The sequence below is a fragment of the Hydrogenovibrio marinus genome, from assembly GCF_013340845.1.
Taxonomy (GTDB): domain Bacteria; phylum Pseudomonadota; class Gammaproteobacteria; order Thiomicrospirales; family Thiomicrospiraceae; genus Hydrogenovibrio; species Hydrogenovibrio marinus.
The window spans coordinates 559,950-577,430 of the sequence record NZ_AP020335.1; the positions used below are offsets into that span (position 1 = coordinate 559,950).

Consider the following 17,481-nt stretch of genomic DNA (forward strand, 5'->3'; position numbering starts at 1 on the left):
ATTCCCTTCGTTAAGATACCGACCGTCAACCTTCTGACAGAAATTTTTTCAATGGAGATAGAGTTATGTTGGATCAAACAAAATACAAAAACGTTCAAGTACAACTGGCACAAAAGAAAGAAAAACAAAAAGGTGCTGGCATGATTGAATACGCACTTGTCGCTGCTGCAGTAGTTGCTCTTGGTGTTGCGTTTTTTGGTAAAGATGGAAAAACAGGCACTATCGGTGATGCCCTGACAACCAAAATGACGAATGTCGCGACAGACATTAAAGGTAGCTAAGGTCGGCTTGTTTCAAGATTGAAGATGCTTATGAAAGCAAGAGCGTCAAAATGTCTCGCTAAGCAAAAAGGGGCCGTCATGCTGGAAACAGTTTATGTTTTGCCCATGATGATTTTAGCGATTTTGCTGATATTGGAAACAATCAATTTTGCCAGTGATAGCTTGGTGTGGAACGAAAACATGAATAACCTCTACCACAAGATCATGGCTGATGCTAACCAAGGAACGCAAAGCATTTTCGCTTCTTCAACAGGGATGTTGGTCTGCACTAATGGAAAGGTTCAACCGAGCGGTACGGCTACGTCGATTATGAAACAGCAATTGTATGATTGGTTAAAAGCCAAATACTCTCTTGTTGGGTCAACTATTCCTATTGGTGTTTCTGATATTACTGTTAACAATACAGAAGTCACCAGCCAAACAGGCGAAAGCTTTTATGTAGTCGAAGCCGGCTACCCACTGCAAACTTTGGTTCTTCCTGAGCTTAAGGATTATTTTAAAAATCTGTCAGTGTCCGGTACCAGTATCTACGAAATCAATTTCAACTGTCGAACCCATTAATTTCGATCGTTTCAAAACGCATTCTGGATAAAGAATTATGAAGCTGAAAACCAGTGATTGGTTGATTTACGGCTCTGCTGCCCTGTCCGCAATCCTAGCGGTAGTGTTTGTTTATGGGTATGTTGAGAACCGCATAGAAGATGCCAAAGAGCATGCTCAAGTAAAAACGGTCACCGTTGTCGAGAAGCCAAAACTCTTTTCGGTCGTGGTCGCAAACCGAGATATTTACCGTGGTGAAAAAATCGATGTCGATGATCTCAAAGTTTTGAGTGTGCCGACAGACGGGGTTGTGGTAAACGGGGTGATTACCAACCCACAAGATGCAGTCGGGCATATCGCTTATCAGAAAATTTATGCTGGTGAATGGTTGATCAATAAGAAGATCGGTACAGAAAAAGTCAAACAACAGCAAAGTGTCGAAGCACTTTTGGATAAAGGCGAGCGCGCCATCAGAATTCCAGTTAATGCCGATACGGGTCTGCTGGGGATTTTGAATCCAGGAGATCATGTGGATGTGATCAGTGTTTTTCAGAGTACGGATGATAAGCGCATGATCAGTCGCACCATCTTGCAAAATATCCCGGTTTTATCAATTGGACAAGTCAATCGAATGAAAATTCAGTTGCAGGACGGTAAAGAAAGTTCATCTGATGATGCCACTAACGAAAAGTCGGTTGCTCAATCCATGATCGCGGTTGAAGTCAACACCAAACAAGCGGAGCAGTTGGCCTTGGCGATGAATGTTGGCGCGATTCACCTGATGCTACGTAATCCTTCAGATACTGATTTGGTCGAGACCCAGGGTGTGAATTTGAAAGTCATGGAAAAAGGAAAAGGGCGCCCCCCTAAATTCAAGCCAAAAGCAAAACGCGAAGTGATTGAAGTAATGCAGGGTGGAGACGTGCAAGAGGTAATTACACGATGAAAACAGGGAATAATTTATTGAGAGCCGCTTTGTTAAGTTTTGGGGTTCTTATGTTGGGCGTTGCCAATGCAGCACCAAACGGTTCCTATAACTTAATGGCAACTGAAAGCATCATTGTGAAGTTCGACGCACCGATTAAACGCGCTTTGATTGCAAACCCGGATTTGGCGATATTGAAGGTGCTTAACGCTAAAGAGTTATTGGTAAGCGGTAAACAAGCCGGTCGCACTGAGCTGATCGTCTGGTATCAAAGCACACCAAGTCAAGGGCATAACATTGTTTTGAATATTTCACCGGATGCTTCACGCCGTGATGAAATTTCCAAAACAGTCAGAGAGTTGATTTCTCAGCTTGACCCAGATCATACCGTAACGTTCGAGTTGAAAAATATCTGGATACAGTCAGATTCCTCCGTCAGACGTGAGTTGGATAACCTAGGGAATCAGATTGATGATGATGCAAACTTGCATGTAAAAGCAGGAGATAACAAGGATATTCTGCAGCAAACACAAAAAGCCGGCCAGCTTAACATCAAGCCAATTGCTGGAAACTATATGGTGTTGTTGAAGGGTAATGTGCCTCATAAAGCGCGCAAAAAACGTATTCAAGCAGTTATTTCATCACTTGGGTTAAGTGTGGTGAACATGATTAAGGTTACAGGTAAGGATCAAGTCAAACTCTCGGTTCGAGTTGCGGAAGTCTCTAAAGGGAATCCTTTCAGAAGTGGTGTTGCGGTGCGTGACAAGAAAGACCGCTTTGGTATTTTTCCTCCTGGAAACTTGGGGGCGCAAGCGCTTTTCAGTTTGAATAACTCGCCATCCAATTCTGCCGGTATTGCTTTCCCTCATGCCGACGCTTTTCAACTGGGTTTCAATCCTCAGCACGGCAGTATCTTTGGTGTGTTATCCATTTTGGAAGGGCACAACCTGGCACGTGTATTGGCTAAGCCAGAGTTGGTAGTGCAGTCGGGTAAAACTGCTTCTTTCCTAGTAGGAGGAGAAGTTCCGATTCCGACAGCTCAAAACCAAAACACGATTACCGTCACCTATAAGGAATATGGTATTCGTTTACGCTTCAGTCCAATTATTACCGAAGATGGCAATATTCAATTAACGGTGGAGCCTGAGGTGAGCAATATTGATGAATCTTCTGGCGCTAACTATTTGAATATCGTGGTGCCGGGGTTTAAATCGCGTAGAGCCAATACCACGATTACGTTGGCCCCTAGGCAAAGTTTTGTTATCGGAGGCTTGTTGTCTGACAACCTTCGCAGCCAAATCAATAAAGTTCCGCTGCTGGGGGATATTCCGGTTTTGGGGGCGTTGTTCCGTTCGACTTCTTATGAAGAGGATAAATCTGAGTTGGCGATTTTGGTGACACCGACCTTGGTTGATCCGATTGGTGCAAATAAGAAAGTCCAGCTTCCTGGCGAAAACGTTACACGGGCCAGTTCATTTGATGGGTTTTTCTTAGGAAAAGTGGCAGAAGTCTTGCCAAAAGGTCAGTCGGCACTTCCAAAAAGTATGGTTAAAATCGGATTGGAGACAGTGGAATGACACAACAATTGTCTACGGCATCAATTGCCTTAAAACAAGCAATCTTTATTGGTCAGGATGAGGATCTCGAAGAAGCGGTTCGCGTGTCCATCATGTCGAAGTTTCAGATGGAAAGAATGGATGAGGTGCCTCATGTTTGGCCGGACTCGATTGATTTGGTATTGATTGAATATGATGGTGAACCTAAGTGGGTCTTGGAAAAAATCGGTCAAATTTTAACTTTGTCAAAAGGCGTTCCGCTTTATGTACTTTTGAAGAAAAAGGATGCGGATTTCATTATCGAGGCCAACCATCAAGGGGTACAAGGATTCATTGAGTGTCCGAATGAGATTTTCCATATTCTCTCTATCCTGCATATGCAAGAAAGGCGCAGAAAAGGTAAAAACGGGAATGTATCCTCGCTGTTTAGCTTGAAAGGTGGCGTAGGATGCACTGCAATTGCGACAAATTTGGCAGCGCAAATTTCGACGATGACCGAAAACCGTACGGTATTGGTCGACTTGAACATGCCTTTGGGAGACACAGCACTCTATCTAAATATGGAAAGTGATCGACTCTATACGATTACCGATTTTATTTACAACTTGAACCGTTTCGACGAAAACCTGATTTATAAGTCCTTATCTCAACATGCGTCTTCGGGTTTGTACCTGTTGCCTCTTCCTTCTGACATTGGTGAGTTGGATAACCTTAATTCAGACATGATCAAAACCATCGTCCAGTCTCTAAGAAAGTATTTTGATCATGTCATCATTGATTGTTCATCAGATTTATCGGATTTGACTCTGAGTTGTTTGGATGAATCCGACAATATCGTGCTGATTACTGAGCCTTCACTTTCCTCGTTGAGAGCAGTAAATGCAGTGATTCGATTGACGCAAAGATTGGGCTATTTAAAAGATTCACTTAAGCTCATTGTCAATCGCGACACGTCAAACCAAGATGACATGATGGAAGAAGTGATTGAGGCATTGGAAGTTGACAAGATAGCGCGGGTTTCAAATGACTATATCAGTTTCAACGAGTCGCTCAAACAAGGTGTCTTACTGAAGGATTTTAACCCTCAATCCAAAGTGAACCGCCAGCTCAACTGCATCGCCAATATGCTTCATAACGGTAGCGTGACCATGGATGTTCAGGATGATGTCGTGCCAACGGCCAACCCAAATTGGTGGGAACAGTTACCGGAGACATTGAAGCAAGCATTAGAACGAGTGAAAGCTGCCATTAAAAACAATAAATCCATTAGTAAAGCGGCATAGACGGAGATAACGTTCATGGGAATTCGTGAAAGACTTCGTCAAGTCGAAATATCGCGTCAAACAGAAGCTGCAAAGCCTGCACCTGAAGAAAAAAGGGTAGCGGAAACTGAAAGAGAGCCAGTCGGGAAGCGCAAGGCGCAGAACAACTCTTTTTTACAAATTAAAGAGCGTTGCCAGAAAATGGCGGCTGAGGACAATGCGTTCTATGAAGCCGACAGCAAAGAAACCCGCAATGAGCTACGCCCAAGGTTAGAAGAGCTGGTTCGTGAAGTTGCTGCGGAGATGGGCTACCCTCTGACCGAGCTTGAGGTGCGTCAACTTGGTTTGGAGCTTTTGGATGAAATCTACGGATTGGGACCAATTGAACCTTTGATGGCAGACCAAACAGTGTCGGATATCCTCATTAACGGTTATAACAAAATTTATGTCGAACGCCGTGGAAAGCTTGAGTTGACGGATGTGTCTTTTATCAGTGAAGAGCACCTTCGCAACAAAGTTGATCGTATGCTTTACAGCACCGGTCGCCGTGTTGATGAGTCGTCACCATTGGTGGATGCCCGTCTTCCTGATGGCTCTCGTATCAATATTATTATTCCACCACTATCTGTAGATGGTATTTCTGTTTCCATCAGACGCTTTCCAGAACAGCACCTACGCCCTAAGGACATGATCGCCTTTGGAACGATGACTGAAGAGATGTTCCAGTTCTTGGATTATGGCGTTAAGTCGGGTTTGAATATTTTGGTTTGCGGCGGAACTGGCTCGGGTAAAACCACTACGCTCAACATGCTTTCCGGTTTGATCCCGGTTAATGAAAGAACCGTCACTATAGAAGACAGTGCTGAATTACGTATGCAGCAAGATCATGTGGTGCGTTTGGAGACACGTCCGCCAAATGCTGAAGGTCAAGGTGAAGTCTCTCAGCGTGAACTGCTGAAGAATGCACTTCGTATGCGCCCTGATCGTATCGTTCTGGGCGAGGTTCGTGGTGGTGAGGTGTTGGATATGCTTCAAGCAATGAACACTGGGCATGACGGTTCATTGGCGACGCTGCATGCAAACAGCCCCAGAGATTGTATTGCACGTTTGGAGTTGATGATTAACCTAAGCGGTGTTGAGATTCCGCCATCATCCATTCGTAAACAAATTGCCAGTGCCATCGATTTGATTATCTACGTGAATCGTGGACGAGATGGTAAGCGTAGAGTGGAATCCATTACTGAAGTAGTCGGTGTCGAAGACGAGAATGTTGTATTGCAAGAAGTTTATGTTTTCGAAAATAAAATTGATCCCATCAACGAACGCATGTACGGCATATTCAGGGCAACAGGTTTACGACCATCCTGTGGCAAGAAGTGTGAGTCGGCCGGTATCACCATGCCAGAAACCCTATTCAACTTCAGCAAAGAAGTGATTTAGAGAAGGTCATTTGGAAGCTATGGATATTGGTTTTTTACTTTTGGTTGTGGCTATTACGATTCCGTTTGCGATTTTAGCATTCGGCTTGAACTGGAAGGCGTTACAGCATAAAGACGAACGTCTTCAGTTGTTGTTGAAAAGGGCTGGTATTGAGCAAACTCAGCAGAAAAAAATTCAAAAAAGCCTTTATGAAATTAATCGTTCAAAAACTTATCTCAGGTTAATGAGTTGGCTAAAGAAAGCGGGTATCACTGAGCAAATAGCTATTTATCAACTGGTCGCAGCCGAAGTGTTTTTGTTGATGGCGAGCAGCTATCTAATTGTGACGCGTTTACACAGCATGGATTCGAAATTGTTTGTCATTACAGCGTTGCTACCATTGTTCCCAATCGCTTACGTAATCATCAGAAAACAGAAGCGCCAGGAAAAAATGAGAAAGCAGTTTCCTGAAATGTTGGATGCATTAGTTCGTGCATTGCATTCAGGATATGGCATTGATGGTGGTCTGAACATGATTGCCAATGAGTTCCCTCAGCCATTAGGGCAAGAAATGAAAGAGGTTACTCGCCAACTCGCCTTGGGGATTAATATGAGAGAGATTCTGCGTGAATTCCAGTCTAGAGTTGAGCTTCAAGAAGCTCAGTTTTTTGTTGTCACGCTTATCATTCAACGTGAAACTGGTGGGCAATTGGCTGCAATTCTCAGTGAACTTTCAAGACTGATGAGACGTCGTGAAGTCTTTCAGGCAAAGCTACGAACTATGACGGCAGAATCGCGTTTTACCGCGATATTTATCGGGTCTGCACCATTGCTTTATTTGGCGTACAAATATCTGTTCGACCCGAAATCAATGCAGTTTTTCTTGTCTGATCCGTTGGGACAAAAAATGTTGTATGTCTCTCTAATCCTAATTGGCACGGGTACGATTCTATTGAAAAAAATGTTAAGGATTCGATTCTGATGTGGGCACTATTGTTATCCGTAGCTGTTTTAACTTTCTTATCCGTGTTTCTATTGGGTAAACGTTTGTCATTGACTCAGACACGTCAACTACAGGTCGAGCGCCTGAAATCACGTGTAGGTCTTATCAATCATTATTCTGAAGATAAGCAAAAAGATCAGGTGTGTTGGTGGTGCACTTTCGGTCGAGTGCTTGGCGGCAATAGCAAGAAAGAAATAGAAAAGACTCGTGAATTGCTAGTGAAGGCCGGCTTTAGAGAGGATAGGCACTTAGGCGCCTATTTCTTTATAAAGTTTTGTGTGGTGCTGTTTGTATCCTTGGTTTGTTTGGGGTTGTGGACATGGTTCAGTATCCGTGTTCAAGTCGCAGTTTTATTTCCAGTTGTGAGTCTTTTATTGCCTGAAAGGGTGCTAATTGAAATGGCCAAAATGCGCCTGAATCGCATTAAAGATGCTCTGCCTGATTTTTTGGATATGGCAAATATTTGTATGAGTGCCGGATTGAGTTACTTGGTTGCGTTTAAACGGGTTTCCGACGAGCTCAAGGAAATGTACCCAGAAATTTGTTATGAGTTTCACTACCTGTTGGATCAAATACAGATTGGTGTTCCTAGACAAGATGCGCTTAAGCAGTTTGCAGAGCGTAATCCGGCCGATGAAATCAAGGAGTTGATTCAGGTTTTGGCGCAAAACGAAAAGCTGGGGACGCCTATCGGTTCGGCAATCAACGAATTTTCAAGACGACTGTATCAGCACAGAGAAAGCAAGATTGAAGAAAAGGCGGCGAAAACTTCGGCCAAGATGGCAATCGTTATTTTGCCGTTTTTGATGTTGCCTTATTTCATTTTGATGTTGGGCGAAAAAATGGTGATGTTGGGGAGACATTGGTAATGGTAAAGAGTTTGCGGTATATCGTTTTGGTTTTGAGTGCAGTTTGGTTAGCAGGGTGTACTTCATCACCGGCAATGCCAACTAAAAACAAGCCTTCTGAAGTACCCATTGATCAGGTTGAACCGCTTGCCAGCAATTTGACGGAAGATGACGAATACAAGTTTGGTTTGGATTTGGTTGCGCTTGAGATTCGCAACAAGCAATTTGATCAAGCAGATCGCTTATTGGGAAAATTGAAAAAGTACAAATCTGACGATATTCGTGTTTATCGCTTATACACACGTTATTACGAAGCGAAAAAAAACTATGACATGGCATTTGTCTCTAGCCAGCAAGCATTGAAGCAATCCGGTGTTACACAAAAGGATGAAGAGAAGTTTGCTCGATATGCCTTGATGACCAATCACTATGTGGAAGCGGACAAAACCTACCAAAAGTGGTTATACAATGCCGACTCAACCACTATGGAGGTCATTGCCTTGAACAATCTAGGATTTAGTTCACTACTGCAAAAACACTATAAGAAAGCCCGAGGCTATTTTGAACGGGCAATTCAAAAAGATCCTCTCAATGAAAAGGCCCGCAACAATTTGAAACTCATCCAAACAGTCGAAGCTGATTAAAAATGGAGAAAGGAATGCATGCTCGTCAACGAAGATACGCACAAAGAGGTTCTATCAGTTTATTAGGTGCTCTGGGCATTTTAGCTGGAATCACTACTTTAGTTGGCGTTATGCAGCTGGCTAATGCCAAAATTCTTGACCGGCATTTGGATAATTATGCGGAGTCAATGGCTCCTGTTGCTTTGAGGTCTGAGTTGGCACTTAGTGCAGATATGATTAAACAAGGCATATCCCCCGAAGCGGCAAAAGAAACACTTCAGAATGCATTGAATCGTGTGTCTAAATCAGGCTCCGTACAAGTAAATTTAACCTTCGGAAATGTCAAAAATGGCGTGTTTGAACCGCTTGGCGGTGACCCGAATGGGGCTTTAGCCCAAAATCCTAAAGCCGGGCTTGCTGATGGGCAAAATCCACCCGATTTTAGTGCGGTGGCGCTTCAATTAGTCGGACCGTCCACCTATGGGTTTGTGCCGCAAGGTAAATCCATTTATGGCTTGCCGGAAGCTGCGCAAGATGACGGTAATATGGCATCTTGCTTTTGTCAAAGCCGATACAACGCATGCCTTGCCTCCAGTATTGATACTTCCAGTTATCCTCTGGATTTAAAACAGGCCATAGGTTCACCAAGCAGTGATACAAGAAAGGATTATTGCATGTTCGGCTATATGCCTAGTACCAATTCCGGTTCGGTTGGGAAATACCAGTCTATGTCCGTTCCAGTACAGTTCATTGGAAAAATGTCATCTAAGGATGAATCGGGTGTTATCCGAAAGCTCGTGAATGATGATCAAAAAGACTTGTGGCTGGCGGTTAATAAACAGCATCCTGTTCAGGTGAAGAATGGTGAAAATCCGTTTCCCAATTATTACTATGACTTTTTTAAAGACACATGGGTACAAATGGAAACAACTTTACCTGCGCAGAAGCCGAGCACAAGTATTTTCAGCCCGGGAATGGAGAACTTGAAGTTAAGAGATGTGCGCGGTCCTAAGGGTAACTATGACACGTTTAACGACGCATGGATTGCCGACAATAAAACCGTCCAAGCCAATGGTTACTATTATGTTGGGCAAGTGGGGACTTGTATTCGTGGTACCGACCAAAGCAACTCACCTAACATTTCTTCTCTACAGGATGACGTGAAGAACGCCGCCAAATCTTCAACTGATGCTGCGGTGCAACGTTGCCTGAGTTACTACGACAAGGTAGGGGATAACTGGGGAACTATTTTTGGTATTATCCCCGTTCATGAAAGTGTTTATCGCTATATGCAACAAAGCTGCGTGGACTTTAATCGCTACAAGGCCACGAGAATTAGTTTCTTTGAATGGATGCTGATGTCATGGACATGGCCGTTTATTGATTGGAAAACCAGCTATCAGAATCTCAGTTGTGCGACTTCTCAAATGCGTTGGTACGGGTCGTTCATCTGGAGCGGTTGGAAAAAGGTGTGATTTAGGATGAATATGATGAAAAAAATTGTTTTGGCAGTTGGGTTATGTGTCAGCCCCGTCGTTTGGGCAGGAGATCCTGTGGTATCAGGTTACGGTATTGAATCTTATCATGGCTATATAGGAGTGGGGTACAACCATCCATATATTGGATTAGACGGCTATAAATCAGCAGAAGCAGATGGTATTAGTGTGCTATTCGGTCACAACTATAAACCCTGGCTGGATTTGGAATTTCATGCGTCAACGGCAACAGGTTATCAGAAAGTCGACTCTAAAACCTCAGGCCAGCCGTCGGTTTCCGTTAGACAAAATTACAATATTGCGGGTTTGCTTAAGTTTAAATGGCAACCGGTTAGATTATTGGAGTTCAGTCTGGATACAGGTTTGAATTACATGGACTATGAGAAAAAAGTCGGTAGTGTCATTGCTAATGAATATAAAACAGGGCTGGTTCTAGGTGCAGGTTTAGGTTTGCACATCACCCGAAAGTTTTCCATTAATGCGGATTATCAGTCCTACCAACGTAATACATTTCTTAAGACGGACACGACTGATAACACTTGGTCCGCGGCAAACCTGACGCTTCAATATCATTTTTAGGTTTCTGTGCGGCTTGATGGTTTCTATTTTGACTAGAAACCATTATAATGCGCACTTCTTTCGAGACACATCTCTATACGGATAGCTGGCTGAGCGGTTGAAGGCGCACGCCTGGAAAGTGTGTAAGGGTTAATAGCCCTTCGGGGGTTCGAATCCCCCGCTATCCGCCATCACTAAAAAACCATTTAAAATCAACAGGTTACATTGGTTTTCGCCGCTATTTTTTGGCGTTTTCTAGTCATTTTCGGAACTTTTTTGTTAAAACGGTTTCTCTTTGTATTACACAAAAAAATAAATTTAAAATATTTTTATAAAACAATAAGTTATTTTCTTTTTTAGGTCCCGTTTTTGTCAGTTTTTTGTTTATTGGTTCGAATCCCTAGTGTGCATTCGAACCAACTGAAGTTGTTAATTTCTATTCGATCTGCCTACTCTTCCTTTAGCCTTGCTACAAGTGGAACGCGGAAGATCCTGTATCAGAGCAAGAGAAAGCTCTAAATCAAAAAATTAATAAATCGACTCCTTTGTTTTGTTTCTCAATAAATAATCAGGCTTTTAGAAAGCAAAAAGCCCTGTAAAAACAGGGCTTGCTCCTCACGAATTTCCTCTAAACTAAATGCCCTTAGCGCTATTGCTTAGCACTTTTTTCGCTCTAAAGGACATCACCACAACAATCAAAACAATAGATGCCAAAAACGCAACATTAACACTCATCATTCCGATTCCTAAACCACCATCTGCGACAGGCTTAATCAAAAAGTCTCCCAATGAAGCACCCAGTGGACGAGTTAACACATAAACTATCCAAAAAGCTAACACAGCATTTAGACCAAAGAGGAAATACCACATAGCAACTAAAGCAATAGCACCTCCAAAAATTGTTAGAGCAGTCGAGTAACCAAGAGCTAAGGCTTCAGAAAGCAAATCACCAACACCTGTTCCAAGAGCAAAGGCTAAAAGAATAACTACCCAGTAGTAAGCTTCTCGTTTTCCAGTATCGATGGAATGAATGCTGAGCGTTTTTTCATCTTTGTACCACAAACCAAAACCAGCCAACATTGCCAGAGTAAACACAATTGTTAGTGTTTCTAAACTGACGCCAAAATTATCGACCAATATATCCGTGATTAATGTGCCATTTATACTCATTAAAATGACAATTGACCAATAAACCATGGGGATATAGGTTTTGAATTTAGCAAATTGAAAATACAAAAGTATGACCATGGCACCAGACATGATGGTTGCAACGATAGGCATACCTAGATTTAAATCAAATGCTAGAAAATCGGCTCCCGTTTCTCCGACAGTTGTGGATAGGGTTTTGACAACCCAAAACAGAAGCGTAACTTCCGGCACTCGCAATAAAAATTGTTTCAATTGTTGATCCATGTTCTTCCCTCCTAAGCAAAAGATCAAGCTTAGTTTAGGAAAAACATGGCATTGACATGATTACCATTTAGTAAGGTTAAGTTGTAACTCTTTTCCTAAGAAGGGCTCTATAAATAATCGGCATCACAATAATGACCAAAGGAACCTGAACAATTAACCCAGAAATAATCGCAATGGCTAATGGTTGCTGCATTTCAGAACCTTGTCCTAGCGCGATAGCCAGTGGAATAAGTGCCAAAATTGCTGCTAAAGTGGTCATCACAATAGGCCTCATTCGATTAACGCCAGCTTGAACAATTGCCTGTGGAATTGACAAGTTTTGTTTCAGTAGAGCTTGGTATTCTGAGAAGTAAAAGATGGATACTTCTGTCACAATCCCGACAATCATCGTCATGCCCATCATAGCAGTAATATTCAACTCCATTGAAGTTACCCACAATCCTGTAAAAACCATTCCCGTGGCTAGCAAGGGCGCAGAGAGTATCGCAGTAGCAGCTGCAAAATCTTCGTACAAGAACAGCAGTAATAAAAACACTAATGCTAGTGCAGAGATAAAGACGCCAATAAGACCTTTGAAAGCAATTTGTTGTTGTTTATATAAGCCACCTAACTCATAGTAGATATTGTCTGGTAACAAGTTTGGTTGTTTTAAAATTTGTTTAATATCGGCAATGGTTGAGCCCATGTCTCGCCCTTCAATTCTCGCAGTAACCGCTACCATTCTCTTTAGGTTTTCTCTCGTGATTTGTGGCTGACCTGTTTCGACTTTGATGGTCGCTACTCGACTAAGTGGAAATAAATGTCCATCTGGCGCTCTAATAGAGAGTTTTGCAATATCCTCAATGGTTTGCCGTGAAAATTTTGGTGTCCAGACTCTTACACCAACCATTTTGATGCCTTGTTGAATTTGCGTGGTAACTACGCCCGTTAACCATTGGTTCATTTGAGTCGTAATGCTTTCTGGGCTCACACCTTCTATGGCTGCTTTGTCACGATCAACTTTGACCGTAATTGCATCACCGGCTTGTACAACACCGTTTTTAATTTCAACAACGCCTTTCACTGAAGATATAGCATTGGCGACTTTATCTGCGGTTTGAATTAAGTTTTCGAAATTATCTCCATATAATTTGATTTCAATCGGCTGAGGTACTGCCGTTAAATCGCCAATCACGTCTTCCATTAACAAGGCAGTTTCAACTTCAACTCCAGGCACCTTCGCAGCAATTTGATTTCTAATCTCAGACATTACTTGGTCAATTGGTGGTCTTGGAAAGGGTTTTAGCTTGATAAACATATCACCTTGATTAGATTCGGTAATCCCTCCGCCTAATTGACCACCTAATCTTGATGAATAGGTTTGTACCGCAGGATTGTTGACGATAATCTTTTCAATTTGATTAACTACACGATCACTTTCCGTAATGGATGTTCCGGGCTTTTGTACGAAATCCAAGATGAATCCACCTTCATCCATGTGTGGCATAAAGCCGCTTCCAACTTGCTTGTAAGAATACCCTCCCAGCAATATAAATGGAATCAGACCTGCGAGTAGCCAAATAGGCTTCTTCACAAGTTTATTCATGATGTTTCGATATTGGTTTTGAATCGCGTTGAATATGCGTCCTGAATCTTCAATATTTGCATCTTTTTCATGCAATAAATGTTCCGCGAGCAAAGGAACGGCAAGCCAAGCCATTAGAAATGACGCAATCAATGCACTAGCCATCGTTAGTGAAAGTGCTTGGAAAAAAGCACCCGTCACACCACCTAAAAATGCCAGCGGAATGAAAATAATAATGGTGGCTGCCGAAGACCCTGCCAAAGGCTTGGTAAACTCAACAGCCGCTTCCCTGAGTCGGTGAGCTAATGAGTCATTAGTTGTATTCTTCTCACGAATCCTTCTAACCAAGTGCTCAATCATGACTATGCCATCATCAACAATTAGCCCGACCGCTGCGGCCATGCCGCCTAGTGTCATGATGTTGAAACTTGCACCTAACAAATAAAGTAACAGTGATGTTATCGCTAGAGCAGAAGGAACCATTAAAAGCGCAATGAAAGTCACTTTGATATTTCTAAGGAATATCATCAAAATAAAGGCTGCTAGTACAACACCAATGAGTATTGCATCAGTTACAGAGTTGGAAGAGGAGGTGACTAGCTCGCTCTGGTCATACCATTTGGAAAGGTGTAACGAGGTAGGCAATTTATGCTTGTAGTCTGCCAGGCGTTTCTCTATTTCATGAGAAATCTTAACGGCATTACTTTTGGGCTGTTGATAGACCAACAGAAAAGTGGCTGGCTTGCCATCAGCTGAGGTTTTCAACCAGTTGGGGGTAACATCTTTATGGATGTCCGCTATATCTGCTAACCGAACAAAGCCATTTTCTCCTGACTTGAGAACTGTGTTTTGCAGCGAGTGTAAGTTTTGTAAGCGAGTGTCTGATAGTGTTAAATAAAGCTTGTAGTGATCTTCCAATCGACCGACTGCTTTAAGAACATTGGTTGCTGATAGTGCTTGGACGACATCGCTGAACGCAAGTCCGTAAGCGGATAGTTTGGATGGATTTACATCAACACGATATTCTTCCGTATCGCCGCCCATTGTTTTTATTTTTGCAACCCCTTCAATAGAAGACAAAAGTGGAATGAGTTCCTGTTGTGCGATGTCACGTGTTTTAATTTGGCTCAGCACATTGGAAGTCAAACTATAGGCAATAACCGGAAACACAGTAGGATCCATTCGTCTCACCGTAAAGGTCGTACCAGGCGGAAGGTTAGGTAAAACTTGATTGACCGCTGATTCTACCTGTAACAGAACCTGCTGCATGTCTTGCCCCCATTTAAAATTTATGGAGGTTTCAGCGCTCCCTCTACTTGTGGTCGAGCGTATCGATTGCACACCAGGAATTGGTCTAAGTGCTTGTTCCAATTTTCTGGTGACATCGATTACCATTTGGTCTGCTGGTTGGTCACCTGCTTCGACGCTTACGCTAATTCTAGGAAAGCTGATATTCGGGAACATACCTTGCGGCATTTTGAATAAGCTAAATGCACCGGCAATGACCAGAATTGAAAACAAAAACAAAATGGATCGTCTATGAGCGGAAGCCCAATGTGCAAGATTCATTATTTCGTCTCCTCTTGAACTTTCATGCCTGGTTCTAGCTCATAGTTACCATGCGAAACCACGTTTTCGCCCATAGATAAACCCTCTGTGACTTCAACCCATTCATGAGTGCTTTGACCTGTATGGATGTTAATTCGCTGAGCCTCTCCATCGTGAACACTGAAAACATAACTACCTTCGTTATCGGTCAGAATCGCACTTCTCGGGACTGTTAAAGCGTCATGAGATGCCATTTGTATTTCGCCTTTTAAGCGACTTCCGATGACATAATGGGTTGCCTGATCTGATGGAATCGGTACGATGACATCGACTAGGTGAGTGGTTGGGTTCAGCATGGCATGAATCTGAGATACCTTAGACTCAAATGGCTTTTCCAAATCAAAAACAGATTGGATTTTTACTGTTTGACCAACTGTCAAATTAGCAAGATCTTCTGGTTCCACGCCAAGTCGAACAACAAATTGTTGATCACTCGCTATTTGAATCGCACTAGAATCCGTTTGAACTCGTTGACCTGCCTGAATATTAACTTGAGTGACGATTCCATTTTGTGGCGCGATAAAGCGTTGTAAGCTTTCACCGAGCCCTTGTTTTTTGAGACTGGCTAAATGTATTTGCGCATCTTGTAAGGTTTTCTTTGCTGACGTAACCTGTGCTTTGGTTGCCAAATGTTGTGACAAAAGTTCCTCTTGTCTTTTTAAATCTTTCTTTGCAAATTCAACGGACGCCTCTGCTTGAAGATATGTCATCTTCTCACCTGGTGATGCATTTAACGAAAACAACAAATCCCCTTTTTTAACTTTTTGACCAGGTCTAACCCATACATTTTCAACTAGGCCTGCATGAGGCATGGATAAGGTTGTGATTTGATCAGCATCAGGCAGGATTGTTCCATAGGCAATAATTGTTTGTTGAATGACTTTTTGCATGACAGGCACAGTTTTAACAGTCGCAGTAACCTGAATATCCGGTGCAGGTGCAGAATCATCATCGTCGGCAAAACAAATGTTTGAGAAAGTCGTTAAGACAATAAACTGAAGGGCTAACCATTTTTTCATTTGTTTTCTCCCGAAGCGCTTTTAAAAGGAATTGCTAGCAAGGTATCTAATGCAATTGCATTGAGTGAAATTTGCTCTTGAACATTTAGTCTTTCCAGTTGTTTTTGTATCCAACTGTTTTCTAAATTGATATAGACAAGTGCATCCAAGTCACCGTTGTTATATGCAGGTGTCGCTTGGTTGACCAAGGTTTTTAATTTAGGCAAATAGAGGTTCAAACTGTCCAGATGCATATTCAGTGAATGACGTTTCTCAATAAGATTGTTTACCTGGTTGGCTGATTGGCTAAGACGGTTTTTATATTCCAAGCGTAACTGTTCTCTGGTTGCACGTTCTTGTGCAATCACGCCTTTATTACCATTAAATATGGGTAGATTAATACTCATGCTCAGGCCATTCGTAACAACACTTCCAGTGTCGCTGGCATGGTTAAATCCGATATTAATGGATGGAAATTGATTTAAAACCGCTTGATGGACTTTCATTTCCTGGGATTCATAACCAGCTTTGAGGGCTAATAGGTCAGGTCTGTTTTTAGGTAGATTTGTCAGCGCAGTTTCAATGTCTTGCTTGTCGATTTCGCTTGGTAACCCGGACGGTTTTAAATTGACGATAACCCGAGAATCCAACCCCATCAGTTCTGATAATGCTTGTTGTGTTTCACTATGAGTTTGAGAAAGTTGGTTAACCTGACTGGTTAGGTCAACTAGACTGGTTAAGTCGGTACTCACCGTTTCTAATGTGGCGTTCCCTTGATTCATCGCTTTTTCAGAACGTTGATAACGCTCTTGATAAAGTTTCAAACTGGAAGCAAGCAAATTGAGTTGTTGTTGTTCAGATAGGCTTTTCAGAAACAATATTCTGGCTTGCTGAACGACTTGCCACTCCTGCCATTCCATATCCAGTTTTGCTTGTTGAACTTGGTATTTGACACTTTTTACCTGTGAACTGTGTGTAATTAGTGACATCACATCATAGCTAAGTCCAATGCCCCATGCATTCACGATGCCAGGAGCATTGGAGGTCGGTTGGTCAAAGTTTGCTGATAATTGTGGATCAGCAAAAAGTTTTGCACTCACCAACTGTGCTTCGTTAACATGCAGCTGTGCACGTTTGATGTTTAAGTCGCGGTTGTTTAACAGTGCGATTGCTGCCACTTGATAAACATCCAAATCGACCGATGAAGAGACACTTTGCTTGTCACCGCCCTTGAGTTGCGTCAATGCTTGTGGGAGCGAGATGTAATCATTTAGGGGCTTTGCCTGATAGGTTGTACACCCACTTAGTAGTGTCATTATTAAGACTATGGGAAGTCCGTGACTTTTTGCAAATTGTCGCTTCATATTCATGTCGATACTCTGAGAAA

General features: G+C 42.5%; 15 protein-coding genes and 1 tRNA gene. 12 read left to right on the plus strand and 4 right to left on the minus strand.

Annotated features, from left to right (window positions below):
• Positions 1-65: 65 nt before the first annotated feature.
• The 12 genes from HVMH_RS02620 (at position 66) to HVMH_RS02675 (ending at position 10,702) form a co-directional block, all read left to right on the plus strand.
• Complete coding sequence (locus HVMH_RS02620; RefSeq protein WP_029907615.1) at positions 66-281, plus strand: hypothetical protein; 216 nt, start codon at positions 66-68, stop codon at positions 279-281.
• A 78-nt stretch (positions 282-359) separates the two neighbouring features.
• Positions 360-842 (plus strand): hypothetical protein, encoded by a 483-nt coding sequence (locus HVMH_RS02625; protein ID WP_029907617.1) that lies wholly within the window; start codon positions 360-362, stop codon positions 840-842.
• 37 nt (positions 843-879) lie between these two features.
• The gene (gene cpaB / locus HVMH_RS02630; RefSeq protein WP_029907619.1) at positions 880-1,767 is read left to right on the plus strand and encodes a Flp pilus assembly protein CpaB; all 888 of its coding nucleotides are present in this window, start codon (positions 880-882) and stop codon (positions 1,765-1,767) included.
• Complete coding sequence (locus HVMH_RS02635; protein WP_029907620.1) at positions 1,764-3,323, plus strand: type II and III secretion system protein family protein; 1,560 nt, start codon at positions 1,764-1,766, stop codon at positions 3,321-3,323. Before cpaB ends, HVMH_RS02635 begins: the two co-directional genes overlap by 4 nt.
• Positions 3,320-4,585: an AAA family ATPase gene (locus tag HVMH_RS02640; RefSeq protein WP_029907621.1), complete on the plus strand. Its 1,266-nt coding sequence runs from the start codon at positions 3,320-3,322 to the stop codon at positions 4,583-4,585. Before HVMH_RS02635 ends, HVMH_RS02640 begins: the two co-directional genes overlap by 4 nt.
• A 15-nt stretch (positions 4,586-4,600) precedes the next feature.
• Positions 4,601-6,004, plus strand: a complete 1,404-nt coding sequence (locus HVMH_RS02645) for a CpaF family protein (protein WP_029907622.1) — start codon at positions 4,601-4,603, stop codon at positions 6,002-6,004.
• A 19-nt stretch (positions 6,005-6,023) separates the two neighbouring features.
• Positions 6,024-6,965, plus strand: a complete 942-nt coding sequence (locus HVMH_RS02650) for a type II secretion system F family protein (RefSeq protein WP_029907623.1) — start codon at positions 6,024-6,026, stop codon at positions 6,963-6,965.
• Positions 6,965-7,855: a type II secretion system F family protein gene (locus HVMH_RS02655; RefSeq protein WP_232087792.1), complete on the plus strand. Its 891-nt coding sequence runs from the start codon at positions 6,965-6,967 to the stop codon at positions 7,853-7,855. Before HVMH_RS02650 ends, HVMH_RS02655 begins: the two co-directional genes overlap by 1 nt.
• Positions 7,855-8,478, plus strand: coding sequence for a tetratricopeptide repeat protein (locus tag HVMH_RS02660; protein ID WP_029907625.1), 624 nt, complete (start codon positions 7,855-7,857; stop codon positions 8,476-8,478). Before HVMH_RS02655 ends, HVMH_RS02660 begins: the two co-directional genes overlap by 1 nt.
• 14 nt (positions 8,479-8,492) lie before the next feature.
• Positions 8,493-9,932 carry a hypothetical protein gene (locus HVMH_RS02665; RefSeq protein ID WP_029907627.1) on the plus strand — a complete coding sequence of 480 codons (1,440 nt, stop codon included), beginning with the start codon at positions 8,493-8,495 and terminating at the stop codon, positions 9,930-9,932.
• Positions 9,933-9,938: 6 nt separating this feature from the next.
• Positions 9,939-10,532 (plus strand): outer membrane beta-barrel protein, encoded by a 594-nt coding sequence (locus HVMH_RS02670; protein WP_029907630.1) that lies wholly within the window; start codon positions 9,939-9,941, stop codon positions 10,530-10,532.
• A gap of 79 nt (positions 10,533-10,611) precedes the next feature.
• Positions 10,612-10,702 (plus strand) — tRNA-Ser (locus tag HVMH_RS02675).
• 442 nt (positions 10,703-11,144) lie between these two features.
• On the opposite strand, the gene HVMH_RS02680 is transcribed toward HVMH_RS02675, so the two are convergent.
• The 4 genes from HVMH_RS02680 to HVMH_RS02695 form a co-directional block, all read right to left on the minus strand.
• Positions 11,145-11,924 carry a COG4705 family protein gene (locus tag HVMH_RS02680; protein WP_197942629.1) on the minus strand — a complete coding sequence of 260 codons (780 nt, stop codon included), beginning with the start codon at positions 11,922-11,924 and terminating at the stop codon, positions 11,145-11,147.
• Positions 11,925-12,000: 76 nt separating this feature from the next.
• Positions 12,001-15,057: an efflux RND transporter permease subunit gene (locus HVMH_RS02685; protein WP_029907639.1), complete on the minus strand. Its 3,057-nt coding sequence runs from the start codon at positions 15,055-15,057 to the stop codon at positions 12,001-12,003.
• Positions 15,057-16,115: an efflux RND transporter periplasmic adaptor subunit gene (locus tag HVMH_RS02690; RefSeq protein WP_029907648.1), complete on the minus strand. Its 1,059-nt coding sequence runs from the start codon at positions 16,113-16,115 to the stop codon at positions 15,057-15,059. Before HVMH_RS02690 ends, HVMH_RS02685 begins: the two co-directional genes overlap by 1 nt.
• Complete coding sequence (locus tag HVMH_RS02695) at positions 16,112-17,464, minus strand: TolC family protein (protein WP_051623162.1); 1,353 nt, start codon at positions 17,462-17,464, stop codon at positions 16,112-16,114. The genes HVMH_RS02690 and HVMH_RS02695 overlap by 4 nt, the downstream gene beginning before the upstream one ends.
• Between the last annotated feature and the right edge of the window lie 17 nt (positions 17,465-17,481).